The organism is Shewanella sp. Scap07 (assembly GCF_013394145.1).
In the GTDB taxonomy this organism is placed as follows: domain Bacteria; phylum Pseudomonadota; class Gammaproteobacteria; order Enterobacterales; family Shewanellaceae; genus Shewanella; species Shewanella waksmanii.
Window position 1 is genome coordinate 964,487 of the sequence record NZ_CP041329.1, and the last position, 20,769, is coordinate 985,255.

General features: G+C 45.5%; 19 protein-coding genes. 8 read left to right on the plus strand and 11 right to left on the minus strand.

Features of this window, described 5'->3' with window-relative positions; translation table 11 throughout:
- The first annotated feature begins 71 nt into the window (after positions 1-71).
- Together dsbC and recJ are read left to right on the plus strand one after the other, a co-directional pair.
- Positions 72-803, plus strand: coding sequence for a bifunctional protein-disulfide isomerase/oxidoreductase DsbC (gene dsbC / locus FLM48_RS04155; protein WP_028772527.1), 732 nt, complete (start codon positions 72-74; stop codon positions 801-803).
- A 572-nt stretch (positions 804-1,375) separates the two neighbouring features.
- On the plus strand, positions 1,376-3,100 hold the full coding sequence (gene recJ, locus FLM48_RS04160; protein ID WP_179023668.1) for a single-stranded-DNA-specific exonuclease RecJ: 1,725 nt from the start codon (positions 1,376-1,378) through the stop codon (positions 3,098-3,100).
- A 339-nt stretch (positions 3,101-3,439) separates the two neighbouring features.
- On the opposite strand, the gene rpiA is transcribed toward recJ, so the two are convergent.
- A complete protein-coding gene (gene rpiA / locus FLM48_RS04165; RefSeq protein WP_179023670.1) occupies positions 3,440-4,096 on the minus strand; it encodes a ribose-5-phosphate isomerase RpiA in 657 nt (218 codons plus the stop codon).
- A gap of 295 nt (positions 4,097-4,391) precedes the next feature.
- Between rpiA and FLM48_RS04170 the strand changes: the two genes are divergently transcribed.
- Positions 4,392-5,318, plus strand: a complete 927-nt coding sequence (locus FLM48_RS04170; protein WP_179023672.1) for a DUF808 domain-containing protein — start codon at positions 4,392-4,394, stop codon at positions 5,316-5,318.
- Positions 5,319-5,413: 95 nt separating this feature from the next.
- Complete coding sequence (locus tag FLM48_RS04175; protein WP_179023674.1) at positions 5,414-6,058, plus strand: peptidylprolyl isomerase; 645 nt, start codon at positions 5,414-5,416, stop codon at positions 6,056-6,058.
- 137 nt (positions 6,059-6,195) lie between these two features.
- Here FLM48_RS04175 and FLM48_RS04180 read toward each other — a convergent pair whose 3' ends face one another.
- Positions 6,196-6,615, minus strand: a complete 420-nt coding sequence (locus FLM48_RS04180; protein ID WP_028772532.1) for an HPP family protein — start codon at positions 6,613-6,615, stop codon at positions 6,196-6,198.
- Between the two features lie 320 nt (positions 6,616-6,935).
- Between FLM48_RS04180 and FLM48_RS04185 the strand changes: the two genes are divergently transcribed.
- A complete protein-coding gene (locus FLM48_RS04185) occupies positions 6,936-8,708 on the plus strand; it encodes an alkaline phosphatase (protein ID WP_179023676.1) in 1,773 nt (590 codons plus the stop codon).
- Between the two features lie 264 nt (positions 8,709-8,972).
- Positions 8,973-9,533 carry a phosphoribosyltransferase gene (locus FLM48_RS04190; RefSeq protein WP_028772534.1) on the plus strand — a complete coding sequence of 187 codons (561 nt, stop codon included), beginning with the start codon at positions 8,973-8,975 and terminating at the stop codon, positions 9,531-9,533.
- A gap of 62 nt (positions 9,534-9,595) precedes the next feature.
- On the opposite strand, the gene FLM48_RS04195 is transcribed toward FLM48_RS04190, so the two are convergent.
- The 7 genes from FLM48_RS04195 to FLM48_RS04225 all read right to left on the minus strand — a co-directional run bounded on the left by FLM48_RS04195 (position 9,596) and on the right by FLM48_RS04225 (position 16,523).
- Entirely contained in the window at positions 9,596-9,811 is a 216-nt protein-coding gene (locus tag FLM48_RS04195; RefSeq protein WP_179023678.1) for a hypothetical protein, read from the minus strand.
- 211 nt (positions 9,812-10,022) lie between these two features.
- Positions 10,023-12,656 carry an aminopeptidase N gene (gene pepN, locus FLM48_RS04200; RefSeq protein WP_179023680.1) on the minus strand — a complete coding sequence of 878 codons (2,634 nt, stop codon included), beginning with the start codon at positions 12,654-12,656 and terminating at the stop codon, positions 10,023-10,025.
- Positions 12,657-12,758: 102 nt separating this feature from the next.
- A complete protein-coding gene (lpoB, locus tag FLM48_RS04205; protein WP_028772537.1) occupies positions 12,759-13,352 on the minus strand; it encodes a penicillin-binding protein activator LpoB in 594 nt (197 codons plus the stop codon).
- Between the two features lie 114 nt (positions 13,353-13,466).
- Positions 13,467-14,834 (minus strand): COG3014 family protein, encoded by a 1,368-nt coding sequence (locus FLM48_RS04210; RefSeq protein WP_179023682.1) that lies wholly within the window; start codon positions 14,832-14,834, stop codon positions 13,467-13,469.
- On the minus strand, positions 14,831-15,316 hold the full coding sequence (gene def / locus FLM48_RS04215) for a peptide deformylase (RefSeq protein WP_256871048.1): 486 nt from the start codon (positions 15,314-15,316) through the stop codon (positions 14,831-14,833). The genes FLM48_RS04210 and def overlap by 4 nt, the downstream gene beginning before the upstream one ends.
- A 29-nt stretch (positions 15,317-15,345) precedes the next feature.
- Positions 15,346-15,558 carry a SlyX family protein gene (locus tag FLM48_RS04220; RefSeq protein WP_179023686.1) on the minus strand — a complete coding sequence of 71 codons (213 nt, stop codon included), beginning with the start codon at positions 15,556-15,558 and terminating at the stop codon, positions 15,346-15,348.
- A gap of 14 nt (positions 15,559-15,572) precedes the next feature.
- Positions 15,573-16,523 carry a WD40 repeat domain-containing protein gene (locus FLM48_RS04225; RefSeq protein ID WP_179023688.1) on the minus strand — a complete coding sequence of 317 codons (951 nt, stop codon included), beginning with the start codon at positions 16,521-16,523 and terminating at the stop codon, positions 15,573-15,575.
- Between the two features lie 224 nt (positions 16,524-16,747).
- On the opposite strand from FLM48_RS04225, the gene fkpA reads away from it, so the two are divergent.
- Both fkpA and FLM48_RS04235 read left to right on the plus strand, forming a co-directional pair.
- Positions 16,748-17,530 carry an FKBP-type peptidyl-prolyl cis-trans isomerase gene (gene fkpA / locus FLM48_RS04230; protein ID WP_179023689.1) on the plus strand — a complete coding sequence of 261 codons (783 nt, stop codon included), beginning with the start codon at positions 16,748-16,750 and terminating at the stop codon, positions 17,528-17,530.
- 140 nt (positions 17,531-17,670) lie between these two features.
- Positions 17,671-18,048: a YacL family protein gene (locus FLM48_RS04235; RefSeq protein WP_028772542.1), complete on the plus strand. Its 378-nt coding sequence runs from the start codon at positions 17,671-17,673 to the stop codon at positions 18,046-18,048.
- Between the two features lie 55 nt (positions 18,049-18,103).
- On the opposite strand, the gene FLM48_RS04240 is transcribed toward FLM48_RS04235, so the two are convergent.
- Both FLM48_RS04240 and narQ read right to left on the minus strand, forming a co-directional pair.
- Positions 18,104-18,733 carry a response regulator gene (locus FLM48_RS04240; protein WP_028772543.1) on the minus strand — a complete coding sequence of 210 codons (630 nt, stop codon included), beginning with the start codon at positions 18,731-18,733 and terminating at the stop codon, positions 18,104-18,106.
- 138 nt (positions 18,734-18,871) lie between these two features.
- Positions 18,872-20,578, minus strand: a complete 1,707-nt coding sequence (narQ, locus tag FLM48_RS04245; protein WP_179023691.1) for a nitrate/nitrite two-component system sensor histidine kinase NarQ — start codon at positions 20,576-20,578, stop codon at positions 18,872-18,874.
- Positions 20,579-20,769: the final 191 nt, after the last annotated feature.

A 20,769-nucleotide genomic window follows, 5' to 3' on the forward strand; every position in this document is an offset into this window, starting at 1 on the left:
CTTTTCTGCCACTTGTCGGGTCTAATGCTATGTGGATTAGATTTTTGGCCTATTGAATAACAGGAAATAAGATGAAGTTTACCCGAACATTTTCGCTATTGGTCAGTTTGATGGTCGCGCCATTAGCAAGTGCTGCGTCAAGCAGTGCAGGCGATGACACGCAAGCGTTAAAACAGAAGCTAACAGATACACTAAGTGTTGATGTACATAGCATCGCACCGTCAGCCATTCCAGGTTTGTATGAAGCGCTGACTAATCGTGGTGTGCTTTATATCTCTAAAGATGGTTCAAAGCTTTTGCACGGCAACATGTATGACATGGATAAAGGCATGAAAAATCTAACCGAGGCGGCAATGGCCGGGCCTCGCGTTGAGATGATGAAGCCACTTGAAGAGCATATGTTGGTTTACAAAGCCAAGAATGAAAAGCATGTCGTGACGATTTTTACCGACGTGAGTTGCGGTTATTGTCGTAAGCTGCATCAAGAGATGGATGAGTACAACGATCTCGGCATTACCGTGCGCTATTTAGCATTCCCACGTGCAGGTGTGCCATCAGCAAACGCTGATGAGATGGAAGCTGTGTGGTGTGCGAAAGACCCGTTAAAAGCGATGACAGAAGCAAAAACTGGCGGCAACGTGCAACGAGCGAGTTGTGATGCCAAAATTGCTGAGCAATACAATCTTGGTCAAAGCTTCGGTGTGAGTGGCACGCCAGCCATTATTCTAGAAGACGGCACTATGGTGCCAGGCTACCAGCCGCCAGCGGCTTTATTAAGAACCGTTGAGTCAATCACTAACTAGTGATTACATCCATAAAAAAGGCGAGCTTAGCTCGCCTTTTTTATGACTTATATTGGCCTAATGAACCAGTAGCTACAAAAATTAGTTTTAGGTCCAAACAGGGTCTTCATCTCCGTTATAGCATCTTATACCAATCAGTATAAACATTTAGTCACTCAGCGAGAGTTTAGCGGTTCTGAGGTAAGGTCCTTAAATGCTCCTCGGTAACTGCTCCTGCGTTACCCTACCTCCTATATCCCTATAGTCGTGCATTAATGACATTCACCACATCCATGTGGTTTGAAACGAGTGAAGAGCATAGTTATTCTACGGTTAAGCTCGTTAACACAGCGTCAGAATCGCTAAAACTCGCCATTCTGGCGCGTTTTTGGCTGCCTACTTCTGCGTTGAATAATTTCACAAGGGAACAACCATTGTTTCAATCATTCGCCTCGAATTAGTTTGCCCAAAGTGCGCTGAGTAGAGCAAATTCTTATGCTGATTGGTATTATAGGGATTGGTTTAAGGGGTGAGTTATCGCGATGGCGATGCTATTCTACGGGCCAATGATTAGTTAACTGAGTTCAGCATCTGTGATTCGAAATATTCGCCGCCGCGCCCCTGTAAATGACAGTCATTTACCTCATCACCTACCTGGGCTGATTAAGCAAATTTATGCGGTACGCGGCTGCCAACCTCATGATTGTGAGTTATCACTCGCTAACCTGTTAACCCCCAATGAAATGGCAGGTTTGAGCGAAGCTAGCGAGATTGTCTGTCAAGCGCTGATGCACAATCGTAAAATCCTGATCATGGGCGACTTTGACGCTGATGGGGCGACATCGACGACCGTGTGTATGTTAGCTTTACGGCAGATGGGAGCCACTCAGGTCAGTTATTTGATTCCCAATCGTTTTGATTTTGGCTATGGCCTCAGCCCTGAGATAGTCGATGTTGCTTACCAACAAGGTGCTGAGTTATTGATCACCGTCGACAATGGCATCTCATCGATTGAAGGTGTTAAAGCTGCCAAAGCATTGGGCATGCAGGTAGTGATCACCGACCATCATTTACCGGGAAAAACCCTGCCAGATGCTGATGCGATCGTGAACCCCAATATTGACACTTGTGGTTTTAGTAGCAAATCGATTGCAGGTGTGGGTGTGGCTTTTTATCTTATGTCGGCTGTGCGGGCTAAGTTGCAGCAATACAACTGGTATCAACAACAGGGGATTGCCAAGCCCAATTTAGGCCAGTTGTTGGATGTGGTTGCCCTAGGCACTGTTGCCGATGTGGTCGCGCTGGATGGTAACAATCGGATTTTGGTGCAAGCTGGGTTAAAGCGAGTTCGCTCTGGGCAATGCCGTCCAGGTATTACGGCGTTGCTGGAAGTGGCTAAACGCAACCCGCAGCGTATTATCGCCGCCGACTTTGGTTTTGCGGTTGGACCCCGGCTTAATGCCGCTGGACGTCTCGATGAGATGGCACTAGGCGTTGAAACACTGCTGTGTGACGATATGATGCAAGCAAGGCGCATGGCTGCTGAGTTAGATGGACTCAATGCCGAGCGACGGGATTTAGAAGCAGATATGCAGCAAGAAGCATTGAAGAGCTTGCAAGCATTGTCCCTAGATGAGCAAGCGCTACCTTGGGCCATTGCGCTTTATCAAAGCGATTGGCATCAAGGGGTGATTGGTATTTTGGCCTCAAGGATCAAAGACAAATATCACCGCCCGGTTATTGCTTTTGCACAGGCCAGTGATGATGAAATCAAAGGCTCTGCGCGCTCGATTAAAGGTTTGCATATGCGTGATGCCTTGGAGCTGATTAATAGTCGCTATCCAGGGATGATCACTAAGTTTGGTGGTCATGCTATGGCGGCAGGTTTATCACTGAAAAAAGGCCAGTTTGACCGCTTCGCTCAAGCGTTTGATGAAGTCGTGAGAGAGTTACTTGATGAAGCGGACTTGACCGGCGAATTGCTCAGCGATGGTGAGCTAACCGCTAGTGATCTCAGCATTGAAATGGCTGAGCTGATAAGAGAAGCAGGGCCATGGGGGCAAGCATTCCCAGAACCTTTGTTTGATGGCCATTTCAGAATCGTGCAGCAGCGAATTGTGGGTGAGAAACACTTGAAGCTGGTGTTAGAAACGGAGTGTAGTCGAGTAATGGTCGATGCTATTGCGTTTAATGTTGACCTCAACACTTGGCCAGATGCGACCGTGCAGCATGCTCAAGTGGTGTATAAGCTCGATGTGAATGAGTTTCGTGGTAAACAAACACTGCAGTTGATGATCGAGCAGATCGTGCCTATGTAGCTTGCGAGTTATTATACCAATCAGTATAAACATTTAGTCACTCAGCGAGAGTTTAGCGGTTCTGAGGCAAGGCAACGAGTGAAGAGCATAGTTATTCTACGGTTAAGCTTGTTAACACAGCATCAGAAGCGCTAAAACTCGCCATTCTGGCGCGTTTTTGGCTACCTACTTCTGCGTTGAATAACCTCACAAGGGAGCAACCATTGTTTCAGTTATTCGCCTTGAATTAGTTTGCCAAAAGCGCGCTGAGTAGATCAAATTCTTATACTGATTGGTATTAATTGTAAAAAAGCGCCGCTGTTGTGACACAGCGGCGCTTTTTATTGCGCTTCAAGCAGCTTATTTAACGGTTTTAACGCCGTCTGGGCTCCCAACAAGCAGTACATCTGCACCACGTTGAGCAAACAAACCATTGGTGACTACACCAACAATCTGATTGATTTGCTCTTCAGTTTGTTTGGGGTTGATGATTTTCATGTTGTGCACATCAAGAATGATGTTGCCGTTATCGGTAACAACGCCTTCACGGTACACAGGGTCGCCACCAAGCTTAACTAGCTGTCTTGCAACGTAAGAGCGAGCCATTGGGATCACTTCTACCGGAAGGGGGAACTCACCTAAAATGTCGACCTGTTTGGTATTGTCTACAATACAAACGAACTTTTCAGCTACAGCAGCGACAATTTTTTCTCGGGTTAGGGCCGCACCACCGCCTTTAATCATGTCCATATGAGCATTAATTTCGTCGGCGCCATCAACGTATACCGACAGCTCATCAACAGAATTAAGATCAAAAACTGGGATGCCCAATGCTTTCATCTTCTCGGTAGAGGCTTCTGAACTCGATACCGCGCCTTCAATATCCGCTTTCATTGTCGCCAGCGCGTCAATGAAGTGATTTACTGTGGAGCCAGTGCCTACACCAACAATACTGTCTTTTTCTACATAATCTAAAGCAGCCCATCCAGCGGCTTTTTTCATTTCATCTTGAGTCATGCTTGTGTCCTAACGAGAAGTATCGCTCTATTATAACCTGAGTTATCTCTACCGTGGTGTGATTTTATGCCAAATAGGGTCACAAAATCAGCGATTCACAGTTGCCATCGCGCCAGTAGAAATCGATTGTGCTTAGAGTAAGTTTACGGCTTTGCTTACGGCGAGTCTGAATAATCGTGAGCCAACCTACGGCAAAGCTTAACTGGTAATAGATGAATACGGGGAGTAACTTAGGCATTAATTAGATCTACAAGGACTGCGCTGTAATTTGCAGCACAACTAAAAGGACAAAGCGATGGCTGGTGTGAGTCTATTAGCGCTGCTCGATGATATTGCAGCGATACTCGATGATGTGGCGTTAATGAGCAAAGTGGCCGCGAAGAAGACGGCAGGGGTGCTCGGTGATGATCTCGCGCTCAATGCCCAACAGGTATCGGGCGTGTCAGCCGATAGGGAGTTACCTGTGGTGTGGGCGGTAGCTAAGGGCTCATTCAAGAATAAGTGCATACTTGTACCCGGTGCGTTATTAATCAGTGCATTTATCCCATGGGCTATCACTCCACTATTGATGTTTGGTGGGATGTTTCTATGTTATGAAGGCTTTGAAAAAGTTTATCACTCCTATAAGCATCGAAATACCAAAGCTGAGATAGACCCAGAGAAGCTCGCCGAAGCAGTGGCAGATCTGCAAGCGTTCGAGAAAAAGAAAATTGCCGGTGCGATACGCACCGATTTCGTGCTGTCGGCAGAGATTATTGCTATCACATTAGGCGTGGTGGCACAGAGTAGTTTTGCGACACAGGTCTTTACCCTCAGTGCCATTGCGATATTGATGACCATAGGTGTCTATGGCCTAGTGGCCGCAATCGTTAAGCTAGACGATTTTGGTTTGTTCCTCACCCGTCGTGAGGGGGTCAGTGTTGGTGTGCGCTTCGGCCATTGGCTTGGAGCCAAACTAGTCAATGCTGCTCCCTACCTAATGCGCGGATTAACGGTTATTGGCACTATTGCAATGTTTATGGTGGGCGGCGGTATTTTAACACACGGATTACATCTTGTGAGTGAAGTGATTAATCATATAGCCGCCCTAGTTGATGGTTTAGGGCTAGTGGGTCCCGTGCTGGCTTTTATTACGCCGAGTTTGTTAAATACCCTATTTGGCTTAATGGCTGGCGCAGTGGCATTAATGGCGATGAATATGCTGCAGCGTGTTAAAAATTAACCGATGGTGACAACTTGTAACACTGACTGGTTAAAAGGTTGTTATATTAATTACTTGGGATTAACATCTGCTCATTGAGAAGTTAAGGACCCAATATGATTAAACCGACTACAGCCGGCTTTGTTGCGCTGATATTATCTGGATTGACCGCCTGTGGTGGAGGAAGTAGCGACTCTGGAACCACACCCACCCCACCACCGACGCCTACTCCGCCATCATTAAGTGCTGATCAGTGTTTCGTGATGAGTATTGATGCCGAAGGGGAGGAACTCGGACAGTTAACACTTGCTATTGATACCACCAATACACCGGTTACTGGTGAAAACTTTATTCAGTATGTGGAAGAAGGGTTTTACGACGGTACTTTGTTCCATCGAGTCATCAATAATTTCGTGGTGCAAGCGGGTGGCTTTACTGCCGGTTTAGTGGCGAAAGAAAGTCGCGATCCCATTATTAATGAGGCTAATGTTGGGCTTAGCAATGAGCGTGGAACATTGGCAATGGCGCGAACTAATGACCCCAATTCAGCTACGTCGCAGTTTTTCATTAATACCTTAGACAATCCACATCTTGACTACAGTGCCAGCGCAGATGGTTACGCAGTATTTGGACAAGTGGTCGAAGGTATGGAAGTGGTTGATCAAATTAGTATCGTTAACACCCACACCGTTGGCAATTTTGCCGATGTACCAATTATTGATATAGAAATAACCAGTGTTGTTGCAACAAATTGCCCTTAATTAAGGTCTGATTGTCAACAGCACTGTAAACCGTGTTGTGCTCCAAGATCGCCCCTAATTCAATGGATGAATTAGGGGCGATCGATTTTAAGCGACAGCTGAGTGACTATTTAGCTAGAAATGTTGGCTAAACCTGGTTATCGATTAAGGATTTTTGCGCACAGTTTTACAAAATCTGATGAGGTGATAATCCCTATTACGTTATGTTCGTCATCAATGACTGGCAAACACCCCAATTTATTATTAATAAAATACTGCGCCACAATAGCGAGCGGTTCATCGACAGTTAGCTTTTGAAAATCGCTGTCCATAATGTCATGTACAAACGTCTTCCTTTCTTTACGATCTAGCGCACCAGCACCATATTGGTTGAGCATATTAATCACGGTGGCGATCATCTTTTTATGGGTGAGCACCCCAACCAGTTTGCCTGAGGTTTCTGATATCACGGGGAGGTGACGGACGCTTCGATTTTGCATCAGTAAGTGGGCATCTTTAATGGTGGCCATATCGCTAATACTGACCACTTCGCCACTCATAATATCGCTAACTTTCATAATCCACTCCGTTGATATTGTTTGATTTCATTATAACGACAGTTGTTAGATATCGCGTCAATTTTGTTGATTATGGCTCGATTGTCAGTGTTTTAGACCAATAAGGTGCCCGGCATAATGTCAGCTTAATTGACAGAAATTGCCTACAAGATGCTGCATTTAAATTGCGAGGCAATTCATCTCGCTGAAATATACCGACTTTACACTCGATAGGTAAGAGCTCTTACCAGTTGATTAATAACCTGCTAATGTAGCAAGTTAGCATCTCTAAAAGGCGGTAAGAGAGGCTTTATAGGAGTTTTTCAATTGAAGGAGTCAAAATGAAAACAATAATAACTCGTCGCGATTTTTTAGCTATGTCGGCCAAAGGTGCAGGTGCTGCGGTAATATCTTATGGCTTGATGGGCTGCTCAAGCAGTGACAGTGACGATGAGCAAGTTAGCGCTAGTGCCTCATTTTTGCACGGTGTTGCCAGCGGTGACCCGAGTCATAGTGCGATTATCTTATGGACTCGTGTTACCCCTGAGCAGGCAGCAGACGTTACAGTGAGCTGGGAAGTGGCGACAGACGCCGAATTTACCGATTTGGTCACCAATGGTGAAATGACGACGACTGCAGCGCGTGATTACACTGTCAAAGTAGATGCCATTGGGCTCAATGCTGGAACAACCTACTATTATCGCTTTAAAGTTGCAGAGGTGCTGTCACCCACAGGCATTACTTCAACTTTGCCTGAAGGGCAGGTAGAGCAAGTGAAGTTAGCGGTCTTTTCCTGTGCAAACTATCCAGCAGGGCATTTCAATGTCTACGATTTGGCACTGCAACATGATGATATTGATGCAGTTGTGCACTTAGGGGACTACTTGTATGAGTACGCTAGGGGAGAGTATGCCAGCGAAAACGCCGAGCAACTAAATCGCCAAGTGCTGCCAGAAGGTGAATTACTGGAACTAGCAGACTATCGTACTCGCTATGGTCAATACCGAAGTGATGCAGCATTGCAGCAACTGCATGGCAAATTACCTTTTATTACCGTTTGGGATGACCATGAAGTTTGCAACGATGCTTGGCTCGATGGCGCTGAAAATCATAATGAAGGCGAAGGGGATTATCAGTCACGTAAGAGCCAAGCTTTACAAGCCTATTTTGAGTGGTTGCCCATCCGACCATGGCAAGAAGGCAATCACCAAGAAATATACCGCTCGTTCAGTTTTGGCGATCTTGTCGACCTGCATATGCTAGATACCCGTTTGTTAGGCAGAGATAAGCAGCTAGACTACGCTGATTATCTAGACCCGAATACTGGCGCTATTGATGCGGCGCGTTTTGGCCAAGATGTCACCAGTAATGACAGAACGATGTTAGGGGCAGAGCAGTTACAGTGGCTACAAGCACAGCTGTTAACTTCAACGGCAAAATGGCAATTACTGGGTCAGCAGGTATTGATGGGGCAAATGCTATTGCCCGCTGCTATCGCGACCCAACAACTGTCGGTCACTGAGTTTGGCGAGCTCGTTGCCTTAATGCAGATAGCACAGCGCCTAGAGCAGAATGATCCAACAGTCACCACTTTTGAATACACATTTTATGTTGAAAATCAGCACCGATTGACTCCTGAAGCAATAGCTTTAGTGCAGATGCCGGCCATACCTTACAACTTGGATGCTTGGGATGGTTATGCCTATGAGCGAGAGGTGATTTTAGCTACCGCTAAGTCGCAGCAGAAAAATTTGGTGGTGATTGCTGGCGATACGCACAATGCGTGGGCAAATGAGTTAACTGATAGTCATGGTGATAAGGTGGCGGTCGAGTTTGCTACTAGTTCGGTTTCCTCCCCAGGCCTAGAATATTATCTGGGTATTGAGGCTGAAGCTCAAGCACAGACAGAAGCCGGTATTGTCGGCTTAGTTGATGGGCTTAAATATACTAACTTGCGCGATCGTGGCTTTATGGTGATGACTTTTACTGACGCACAAGTTTCTGCTGATTGGCACTATGTTGATACTGTGTTGGCCACTGACTATCGCGAGGCGATGGACAAGCAAGTCACTGCGGTCACGCAAGCCGGAGATCCCAGTATTACACTGCTTTAACCCGATCCAGCTCACGATATGCGATTGTTGATATCGTGAGCTAGCTAACAATTCCCCGCATAAGTTTTTCATAAAATCTGCAGCATCTATACTTGTTTTAGTATAAAATTGCGCCCCAAAATCCAGTAGGTACAAGATATGTCGCATTTGCATTTCGCAAGTGGCAAATAGTGCTAGGTTGAATTTTGCGGCCGGTACTTACTCTCGCTTTACGCTAAAACAACTCGCTTTGACCAAAATATAAAATAAGATGGGGACGGTCCAATGTCAGACAAACGCTTTATTACCGCACAGGAATTACTTGAAGATTCTTTTCGATTAGCAGCTCAAGTATACGACAGTGGTTTTCGCCCTGAGTTTATTGTTGGTATTTGGCGTGGTGGGGCGCCGATAGGTATTGCGGTACAAGAGTTTTTTGATTTTAAGAAAGTTGAGACCGATCATATTGCCGTGCGTACTTCTTCTTATTATGGAATCAATCAGCAAAGCAAGAAAATCAAAGTCCATGGTTTGCACTATATTATCGAGAATGCCAATGCGACAGATGGCTTATTGATTGTCGACGATGTGTTCGATTCTGGTCGTAGTATTCAAGCATTAATCGCCAAACTCGAAGAGCAAATGCGCCTTAATATGCCGCAAGATGTACGTATTGCTTGTCCGTATTACAAGCCGAAGAATACCGCGGTACCAATGACTCCAGATTATTTTATTCACGAATCTGAAGAGTGGTTGGTATTCCCTCATGAGGTATCAGGGTTATCAGCTGAAGAAATTGCTCAAGGTAAGGGCGATTTGAAAAACATTAAAGAGCTATTTGTTTAACCACAACAGGTAACAAACAGTCTCTATAGAAAAAGCCAGCATTTGCTGGCTTTTTACTATGATTATAAGCGGTCTATCTCTTTACCAAGTTGATAAGATTTGTCGGTCACAATGGTTTCTAGCGTGGCAACCCGTTGTTTTACCTGTTCGAGTTCAGCTTGTAGTGCTTCAACCTCAGCATTGGCTGCGCTGTGGCTGTGGCGTTTATTATATTCCTTGTAAGCACTGACAGAAAAAGCGCCGATAATGGCAATTGCCGCGATCTCAAATGGTCCCATAGTTTTCCCTCTCTATTCTTATAAACTCATATCAAACTCATTCTGATATGCCGTTAACTTTGTTTGTTGCGGTTATCTTAAGCTAAAGCAAAGACTATACCAGTTACAAAAGTCACTAATTTTCATCTACTTAAAATAATCTGTGACAAATCAACCTTTAACGTTAGGTTGCTTTGACCAACGAATGGCTTTTTTCACCATCGTCTTTACCCTAAGTGCCATGCTTTAGCATCCGCTCACTGATACTAATGCACTGCTGTTCGGCTTGGATGGCTAACTTGAGTCCACGCTGACTAACGGTTGATAATTGTGCTTGTTGCGTCAACGTATTTTGTAACCGCTGTTTGCCATTATAACTGCAGCTCATTGGCAGTAAGTATTGGCTATACAGTGCCATAAATTTCTCATCTCTATGGCTATCTAATTGTTCAAGTTGTGCCAATCTTTCTTCTGCTGTTGCTTGGCTGAGGGCTTTTTGCTCACTAGGGTAAAGATGCTGCATTACCGTCGCCAGTTGCACAAATTGAGTTGGTGTTGTGGGCGTCGTTTGTTGCATGACTTTGTTTAGCCAGCGACGTTTTTGTTGGGATTGCCGCTGTGAAGCTTTAGCGGCCAATAAGTAATTTGCACCGCTATCACTGTTATCTCGTTGACTCTCTTGGTTCAGTAGTCGATTAATGTTGGGGTAATCGTAGCGGCTCAAATGAATCAAGATACCCCAACGCTGCTGCTGGGGTAATTGCAGCCCCTCAAATCCCTCTTTTCCGTTAAGCAGTTTAGCGAGATGGTGCTGGGCACTTAGGCTGGTTGCGAAATGGATATACTGTTCAAACCACAGGTCACGTAGGGTCGTGTTGGCGCTATTTTGCATGGCTAAACGTAAACTCATCTGCTCAACCCCATTGAGGGCTTGGCGAGCATAGCGTTGATGCAAAGGCTGCATCTGTTCTAGATACACTTTGGCTTGTTTTAGCTGGTTTAGTACTTGGGCCAATACTTGCGGCTCAGTTTCGCTAGGCAAGTTGACAAATATGGCGCCAAAATACTGCTGTAAGCTCAACTGCCCTTGAAGCACACTGTTCCACAACCCTTGCCACAACATGCTTCTGAGTTGATCATCTTGCAGCTTACCAATTTCAAACAACGCCGTTTGCAGCGACTTGTTGTCGAGTTCTACATTGACGTAACCCCAGTCTTGATAATTGGGATAAACTAGGTCTGGGCAGCGGCTGCCAACTAAGCGCTTAACGTCTGTTGTGGCGCCATCATAGGTAACAACCACGGTTGAATTGCGGTGCAGTGCATTGCGCCCTTTGGTGAATAGACCAATTTTAACGGTTTGACTCTTAAAGTTATCTTGCGGCGAGTCCAAGCCACTTTGATGTAGTACAAATCGGCTGATACGGTTGTTGTCGCATTGAAATTCAGCCTTGAGGGTATTCAAGCCGCTGGAAAGGACCCATTGTTGATACCAAGGTGTTAAGTCTGTTTTAGCGGCTTTTGCTAGAGTGTCGAGAAAGGATTCACTCGGCGTGCTTTGAAATCGATATTGGGTGAGAAAATCTTGTATTCCCTGATAGAAAGCCCGGTCGCCTATCAAGTGGTTTAACTGCTTTAAGCTCGACAGCCCTTTTTGCTGGGTAATGGCATCAACATGTTGAAGTGGTGAGTTAGGGTTGATGGCACTAGGCTGCAATGCATGGCTCGATACCAGTCTGTCTTCGTTGTAGGCCTGTTGTTTATCAAAAGTATGCTGCGGGACCGCAGATTGATGAGCATCATCAGTTAGCTGCTGCGATATATATAACGCCATACTTTCATTGAGCCATTGTTGGTCCCACCATTTTATTGCCACCAAATTACCGAACCACTGGCGGGTTAGATCGCTCAATATAGGTTGCTGCGACTGCTGCTGTTGTTGCTGCCAGAAGTCGCGTTCGTTGACTAAGTTAGTTGCACTACTTTCCATCGCAAATGGAATAGAGACCGGCACTAGCACTTGGTTGTATTGGCCAAAGGGGTAATCAACCCCTAAACGTTGTGCTAGCTTTTCAATGCTGGCTTGAGTTCGGTTGAAAAACTGTTGTGGCTCAACCTGTTGCACCTGCGATTGTCTGACATATAGACCTAAACTGGGTTGACCTTGTTGCTGCCAAAACTGAAATGGCCCCGCATGCAGCGAAAACTGGTAAGGGCTAATGGTTTCTGTCTGGGCAAATTGCCAGCGCCTAGCTTGTTGCTCTTCAATAACTTCAACCGCGGCAGTGGTGCTGATGACTTGCCATGAACTGGGGGCGGTAACTTGCAATGAGAAGGTGGCTCGAATATCAAGTTGGTCGAACAGGGGAAACAGCTTCTTAGCCGATGACGGTTTGAGAAACGAAAACAAGTAGTCTTGCCCATCTATTGGATCTTGCAGTCGATATAAGCCATCAGGCTCTGTGCTATAGGGGCGTTGATAGTGAAGGGTAATTTGATTGCGGCCGCTATTAAGTAACCTAGCCGGTAAGGTAAATACCTGATTGTCATAGTTGGGATATAGTGGCCTGCCATTTAGGGTAAATTGACTCACCTGTGCCGTCGCCAGATCAATTTTGATTGGCTCGCGATTGTCTGTTAGTGAAAAGCTGAGCTGGGCGTGGCCACGAAGTTGCTGTGGGTCGGTAATATCCAATTGATATTGGTAACTCACATCGCTAATTCTGGCTTGACGTGCTTGGGCTTGTTGCTGCGTGAGTGCACTGTTTATGGCGGGGGTAGGTTGGTCTATCACAGCTTTGGTAGCATTACAGGCATTTAAAATAAGGCAACCCAATACCACTAAGCCAATACGCAAACAGTTCAAGTGCAGCAATCCCCAAAATGACTAATTATTAGGGGCACTATTTTTAACATTTAGCCATAAAAAAACCAGCGATTTCGCTGGTTTTTTTATCAATGGCTAAGATTACAAGCCTAAAAACGATTTTGACTTAGTTTTACGGATCTCTTTTTCGTCAGACCATTCAATTAAGCCCGTCTCTAAATCCATTAAACGCATGGTCATTTTGTAGTACACATCTTTAGTACTGCCATCTTGTTTGACAATACTTGATAGGTTGCCATACAGCATATATTGCGCACCAATTTGGCGACCAAAGCTGATAGCCGTTGATGGGTCAACCATGCCAGAGTTATTTTGGTAGTCTAACTGTTTGCGTACTGAGTCGACCTTGGTCATGTCGATAAAACGGAACTTACCAGAGCGTAGCAACTTGTTGCTGATTGAGTCAGTGACTGACTCGGTATCAATATGCTCAGAAGTTTTGTTCTTTATCTTGTCAACAAAGATAATTGGACGGTCATTGGCAGTCATTGCCACCACAGGTGGGAAGGTGAGCATGCTATCAACCATTTTAGCGGTGATCGCTTGTAGGTCGGTAGAACCAAAGTTTTCATTGACGGTTTCAACTTCAGTCGCATCACCATATTGGACTTTCGATTGGCAACCCGCAAGGCCGATGGCCACTGCAATGATAAATATTAGATTGAACTTTTTCATAAAATACCGATTCCTGTATGGTTGATTCGGAACTGTGCCAGTTGTCAGCCTATGTATTTTTGAACCGATAGAATACCAAGCTCAAATTACGCGACTAAGACTATTAAACAGTACCTATATAATTATTGAATAAAAACGGGTGTAATTTCCAGTATCAATTGCCCAAACCAGTGTCGTGCGTCCAGTTTCAATAGTAATTTCTGCTGTTGAGCGGCTGTCGAGGCCGACATTATATTGGCCAGCATCGACATAACTTCGGGCTATTTGTGCTTGCTGTGGCAAGGTCAACCAACTGCGGCGATCGGCTTGTTCGCTGACCACATTAAAGATTTGCATCGCGATAGCACCATAATCAGTTTCATTATGACGGCGCTTAGAGTCACTTCTGACGCTGCTGGCCATTTCAGCTTTGGCGTAGACTCGCGCGGCTTGGCGTACCAGCGCCATGGGTAGCTCTTCTTTTAAGGCTGTTACCGCTAAGGCGTCGATGTTAGCAATGGTTTGTGCTTTTAGGGGACTAGGAAGCCCAGTTATATTTGCCGCTTTAGCGCGAGGAGGCATAAACGAGTAGGTGGCTAATGAAGCTGTTTGCCAGTTGCCATCAATACGAAAAGGCACACTGAAGCTCTGCTTTTCAGGCACAAACCCCCGCTCTACAATGAAAACAACTTGGCCTTGCTCTTTACCTCGTTGCGGGGCTTTACCCCAACGTTGCTGAAACTCTTGCGCTTGAGGCATGGACAGTTGCTGAGCTAATCTGACTAAATCCTGTTGTAAATATCGATTTTCAGGTGCCAATTGTGCGGCTTTTCTATAGTCAATAAAGGCATCATTGGGTTCGCCGAGCAACTCATATAGCAACCCAGTGGTGTAATAGCTATAAGCATTTAGGAACGAGCTCGTCACGTCTCCGGCAGCAGTCTCTAAACGGCTAATTTCCGCATCAACTGCCCCATTGGCCATTGCCTGAACGGATTTTTCTGACTTTTGGTAGCGGCGCTGCTCGTCACTTTGAAGTTGGTTAGCTCGGCGGACTTCAACGAGTGCCCCTTGGCTGTCACCGCTAAAGAGGTAGTTCAGCGCTTGATACTGATGCAACATGATGCGCTCATACCCAGGGCCTCGATAGGGGATAACATTGTCATTAATAAACACACTACTTGCGGTGGCCCCCAAATCACTGACAGAGAGCGTGGCTTGGTCATCAAACTGCTTATATCCCTGCTCCGCCGCTTCAAAATATTGGCGGCTAGTGGCAAAATCGCCACTTATTTGCGCGACACGCCCTGCTTCTTGGGCGTAGAGTAGCCCATCGGCGCCATCAATTTTACCACTTATCTCTTGGATACCCGCACTTGGGGTCGCGCTATTAAGCTGGGCTTTCACCGGGTGTAGCTGTGAAGGGTAGTTGATAAAAATACTATTCAGTGCGCAGCCTGATAAAGATAAACACAGTAAAGCAATCACTAGCGCTTGTTTCATTGTGCAAGCTCCATCTGTATGCGCTGGCGTTCAACTAAGGTGATGCCTTGCAGGTGATCATGCTCGTGCTGAAAGATACGAGCAATAAAATCGTCCATTATTTGTTGTTGCCATTGGCCCGTTAGGGTTTGAAAGCGTACGGCAATTTTAGTGTATCTGGCAATACTAATGCGTTGTTTGCCTAACGACAAGCAGCCTTCTTCTCCCCACTGGCGTTGTGGCTCTATGGCTTTAAAGCTAGGGTTACACATAACCGTAGGCTGCATCATTGGTGCTTCTGGATAACGCGGGTTAGGTTGTGATGCAACAATAAACATCGCTACAGGTTGGCCCACCTGTGGTGCAGCGATGCCGACCCCAGAGTGACTTAGCATTAGCGCCATCATCTCATTACTCAACTGCTGTAGTGATGAGTCAAAGTGAACCACAGGCTTTGCCGGTTGCAGTAGCTTAGGGTCACCATGTTGAATAATGCTTAGCATTGTCATCCTTTATTGTCACTTCAGGCTCACTAGTAATGCGGTGGCGGTGTTTCTTCGGCTTGTGATGCGACGTTGCTTGGCTCGGCTGCACGCAGCTTGCTGACTAATAAACGTATCGTTTCTTGCTGCTTTTCTATGCATTCATTTAGCGTAATGACCTGTTGATTGAGCGCTTCAATCGTATCATCTTGAAAAGCCTGCTTCATTTCTAATTCGGCGACGCGTTGTTCTAGTTGTTGCATGTTGTTCTCTAATTTTAGGGGACGGCCCAAGTTTCCAATAAACCGTTACTGCTAAAGCTGATCAAGTGTTGATTAGCCATGTTTGCAACAGAGTATACTACGGCACCCTTAATTTGCGCATGTTCGGTACGGTTTACCCGCCAGTTGGCGATTTTTTTACCATTTTGCACTTGCCACAATATGACCTCTCTAGCGGGAGTGCCAGTCATTAGCCATTGGCCGTCATTGGTAAAGCGGGCGGTTGAAAAGTTCATCGTTCGGCGTTTGATATTAAGCTCACTAATCAAGTTACCATCGCTAACCTGCCATACTTTAGCCATATTGGTACTGTCTCCTGCAAATGCGAGACTGGCATCATGGTTAAGCGCGACTTGGGTCACTCTTGAATCCAATGTCCATTGCTGTAGTGGTTGCCCTGTATCTGTGCGCCAGACAATGGTTTGGTTGTCATTCGCGCCGCTAATGGCGATGTCACCATTAGCCGATATGGCCACTCGGTTAATTTTTTCACTGTGGCCGAGAAACTGGATCAAACGGTTTTGCTGCGGATCGAGTGACATCACGCTAGCGTCACTTAATCCTACCAGTAAATTACCCCGGTTAGAGATGGCCACAGATTGACCGGAGGCCGGTAGAGACCACCAACCTAAAGATTGACCATCACTAATTTGCCACAGGGCAACTGACTGTTTGCTTAACGAGGCTGCGAAACGACCATTGGGCGAAATTGCGGTATCAATGGCATCGCTGTTGTTTTCGGCTCCATGTACCCAGTGGTATTTTTGTTGTTTTGTATTGAGATCCCACAGCTGTAAATCTGCGTTGCTGGTACTGATTAAGGCTAACTGTGCATCTTCTGAAATAGTGGCACTATAACTTGGTTGGCTAATGAGCTGCTGATCGGCAATTTTTGGCTGACAGGCGCTCAAACAGGTTGAGAAAATAAGCAAATAGACTTTTTTCATGAACTTCTCCCCGTTGATGATGTCGATAGCCCATAAGCTATTTTATGCCATTTAACATTGTTACACACCAGTTTGACAGATTTTACTCAGATTGCTTATCGCACTTAACTGAAAAACATGTTAGCAAGAATGTAATTGGTATATGTTAATTAACTAGTATAAAGTGGTTCGCCTTAGATAAGTAAGGTGAGAGCCACTAAAAGAAATTTGCTGAGGAAGCTTGAATGAAATCTATTTATAAATATTCATTGGTCGCACTAGCCGTAGTTGGTTTAACTGCTTGTAATCAAGAGCAGTCAGTTGCAGAAACAGTGAAAACCGTTGAACTGACCACAGAAGCACAGAAAGAAGCGTATAGCGTGGGTGCATCAATTGGTAAATACATGTCAGGTCACATTAAAGAGCAAGAAGATTTAGGTTTCAATGTCGACCGTGATCTTATCATCACTGGTTTCAGCAATGGATTAAATGACGAGCTAAAGCTTACCGAAGAAGAGATGCAAACTGTATTGCAAGCACTTGACGGCAAGTTAAATGAAAAGCGTCAAGCGCAAGCCACAGCATTAGCTGAAAAAGCACTTGCAGAAAGCCAAGCCTATCTAGATGAAAACAAAGCTAAAGAAGGCGTGACGACAACTGAGTCTGGTCTTCAGTATGAAGTATTGACTGAAGGTTCTGGTGAAAAGCCAGCTGCTGAAGATACAGTAGAAGTGCACTATGTTGGCACACTGACCGATGGTACTGAGTTCGATAGCTCTGTTGCTCGTGGTGAAAGTGCTAAGTTCCCACTAAACCGTGTGATTCCAGGTTGGACGGAAGGCGTACAATTGATGTCTGTAGGCGCTAAGTATAAGTTCGTTATCCCATCAGAACTTGCTTATGGTGACCGTGATACTGGAACGATTCCTGCCAATTCTACGCTAATTTTTGAAGTAGAATTACTGTCTATCGAAAAGGCAGCAGCGCCAACAGCAGAAGCTGAAGGTGACCATGGCCACGCTCACTAAGCGTTGAGCACATGATGTTAAAAAGGGCGCCTTAGGCGCCCTTTTTATTGCTTGGCGGATTAATCGTCATGCCTCACTGGTAAGGCAGGCTATAATAGGGTTTCACTATTACTTATTCAGCAAAGATGTAGGTTGTAACCATGGAATATGATTTTCGCCGCAATACCATGACAGGAACGTTAGTGGCCAACTTTAGTATGGACCATGAGATTCTTGGTTTTTGGTTTGTTGAAGAACTCGGTGAAGATAAGCAGAAACTGCAGCAGATTTTGACGGCAATCGCCCAGTTGCAACAGGGGAGTCTTCATAGCTGGTCGTTGGTGGGGCGAGGGGTATCGGTCAGTATGGATCAAGAGCAAGTCAGAGTGTTTGCCAATGAAATGGATATGGAAGAAGAGCCACAATTTGACGAAGCTTTTTCATTGTACACTGGGGAGTCAGAGGCCCACTGTGGCTTAGAAGATTATTTATATGCGTTACAAAGCTGGCAAGAGTTTGTCAGTGGTCAGCCTAGTTAGCCATGCGGCTCAGGCCGTGACTTAACGTGCACGGCCGAGACGTTGAATCAAGCGATTATTGGTTTAAATAGCGTACTGCCATTTCTGTGCGAGATTTGGCATTGGCTTTTCGCAGTAGATTTTTAACGTGTACCTTTACAGTGCCTTCACTGATATGCAGCTGCTCAGAGATGACACGGTTACTTTTTCCTTCTGCTAGCTGCTCTAAGATTTGCAATTCGCGTGGGGTTAAATTGCTTACCCACTCTTGCTCATCGGCTGCATCTTTAAGCTCATACAGGTAATCTTCGACTGATTCTGAAATCACTCGGTGGCCTTGCATGGTATTTTTTAGTTTCTCAAGCAGCAAATCGGGTTCAGTATCTTTTAGCAAATAGCCATCAGCGCCAGCACGGACTAATCGAATCACATCTTGCTTTGCATCACTGACGGTCAAAATCACGATGCGAGATGTCACCCCTTCTTGGCGCAGAGCATTAAGTGTATCCAGTCCAGTCATGCCTTTCATATTAAGATCAAGCAGCACAATATCGGGTTCATCTTCGGCAACGGCCGATAATGCATCCAAGCCGGTACCTGCTTCACCAAATAGGGTGAAATCGGAATCCGAAGTGATTAACTGGCAGATGCCTCGACGAAGTAATGGGTGATCGTCAACGACGAGTACGGAATAGGGTTTACCCATGGATTATTGTACCTCCAACTGAAGTCTTATTAATTGACTGTAGTGTCTTGGTGTATGCGCTCAAGCTTACTCTGTCTGCTAATGAATGCAAGCCTACAGGGCGGGTGTCATACTGATCTTTCGGTAGGCGATTTATCATTAATGACTAGGCTCTGCTTGAGGTGGAAAAGTTAAGGTGACGGTGGTGCCGCCCGTTGGGTTACTGCTAAAGCTGACATTGCCACCGAGGCGACTAGCCCGCTCATGCATAATGCCAATACCAAAGTGTTGGTCACGCTCTTTGACTTTATCTAGGCCAATACCGTCATCGCTAATGCTAACGCTGACATCGGTCCCATCTGTTTTGGTGCAACTAATCAAAATTCGCTTAGCTTTAGCGTGTTTTATGGCATTGAGGGTTGCTTCGCGGGTGAGCTGTAAGACATGGATGTGCTGATGTGCCCCAAGTAACTGCAGCGGCAGTTTATAGTCGAGTTCTATCACAGTGTCGGTTTGGCAGCGCAATTGCGTGAGCATGACATCAATCGCATGGTTTAAATTAGGATCATCGATGGTTAATCTAAAGGTCGACAATAGTTCGCGCAGTTGCACATAGGCAGTCGTGACTCCTTCGTTAATTTCAGCGAGCTGTTGTTCGACTTCAGGGCTACGACAATTGCCATCTAGCTGCTTCGATAACAAGTTAACTTGAATTTTAAGGAATGATAAAAGCTGCCCAAGTGAATCATGTAACTCACGGGCAATTACCCCGCGCTCTTCCATTAATGCCAGTTGTTGACGCTGTTCTCCCGCGTTGTAAATGACAATTGAGCGCGCCAGCATAATGGCGAAGTTCTCAAACATGGGGTTATTTTCGGTTTCTGGGTTAGCAACTTCTAAGTAGCCGAGTTCATTACTTTCAAAGCTCAGTGGGTAACGGGTGACGCTTAGATTATCAGTTGGCCAACCGCCATCGGCTTCAATGACTTGTTTGTCTTCATTGTCTTCAGCAATGACCAAACGTAGGTGGCTTTGTGGTTCGTGGGCTTTGAGCTGATTAAGGGCACTTTGCAATGAGTTGATGTCGAGCTTACCTGAGTGCAGCATCACCAACGTGTCATACAACAACTTGAGTTCGTTATTGGCCTTAGTCAGTGCGATGGTTTTCTCTTCAACTTGGGCTTCTAAATCACCATAAAGACGGCTTAATTCCTTGGCACTACTTTCAAGTGCATGACTAAGTGCCGCTAGTTCAATATAACCTGTTTTAGGTACTTCTACATTAAAGTCGCCTTTAGAGATAGTATTCGCCGACTCCATTAATTGATGCAGAGGTTTAACGACTTTTCTTTGGGTAAAACGCACAGCCAGCATGGCAATTAGCAACATGATTGCAAGGCCAGTTATCTGGCTTGCGGCAAGCAATCTGAGTTTAAAGGCCGCGTGGTGCTCAGTCTCTAGCACTAACAAGTCAATGGTGTCGACAAAGTCTTTTAGCGAGGCGACGTATAATCGTGAATTCTCCTCGATGATGTAGGTCTTCATGACTCGCCACTTTTGGATCACTAGCTGATATTGATCTTTGAGTGCCTTGGGGGTCGACCATTCCATAGAGCGCCTAAGCGCTGGGGAATAAAGTGTATTTTCAAATTCACTTATTTTGCTTTCCGCTTCTTGGCTGCCGGAATTAGCATAAAAGAGTAGTCGGTAACTTTGCATTCGCAAGGACCCTGAAGCGTTGATCGCGCGCGCATCACCTAAGCTGTATGCCAAGTTGACTAGGGCAAAAGTGGCGAGGCCACTGGACACCAATATGAGCACTAGCATCAATCCGAGAATGGTGGAGGTTAAACTGCCTTTTTTCATTATAAAAACTCGTTAATTACGTCTATACAGTGACAACTAATTCACCATGTTCTACATTAGGTTAGTGGCGAAAAATTTAACAAACTAGTAAAAATGTGAGCAACAACACGTTTACAAATTGATCTACCGCAAATTTCTATTCGGATACCCCATTGGGGGTATATTTTTACTAGGGGTTTGCAGCTAACTTT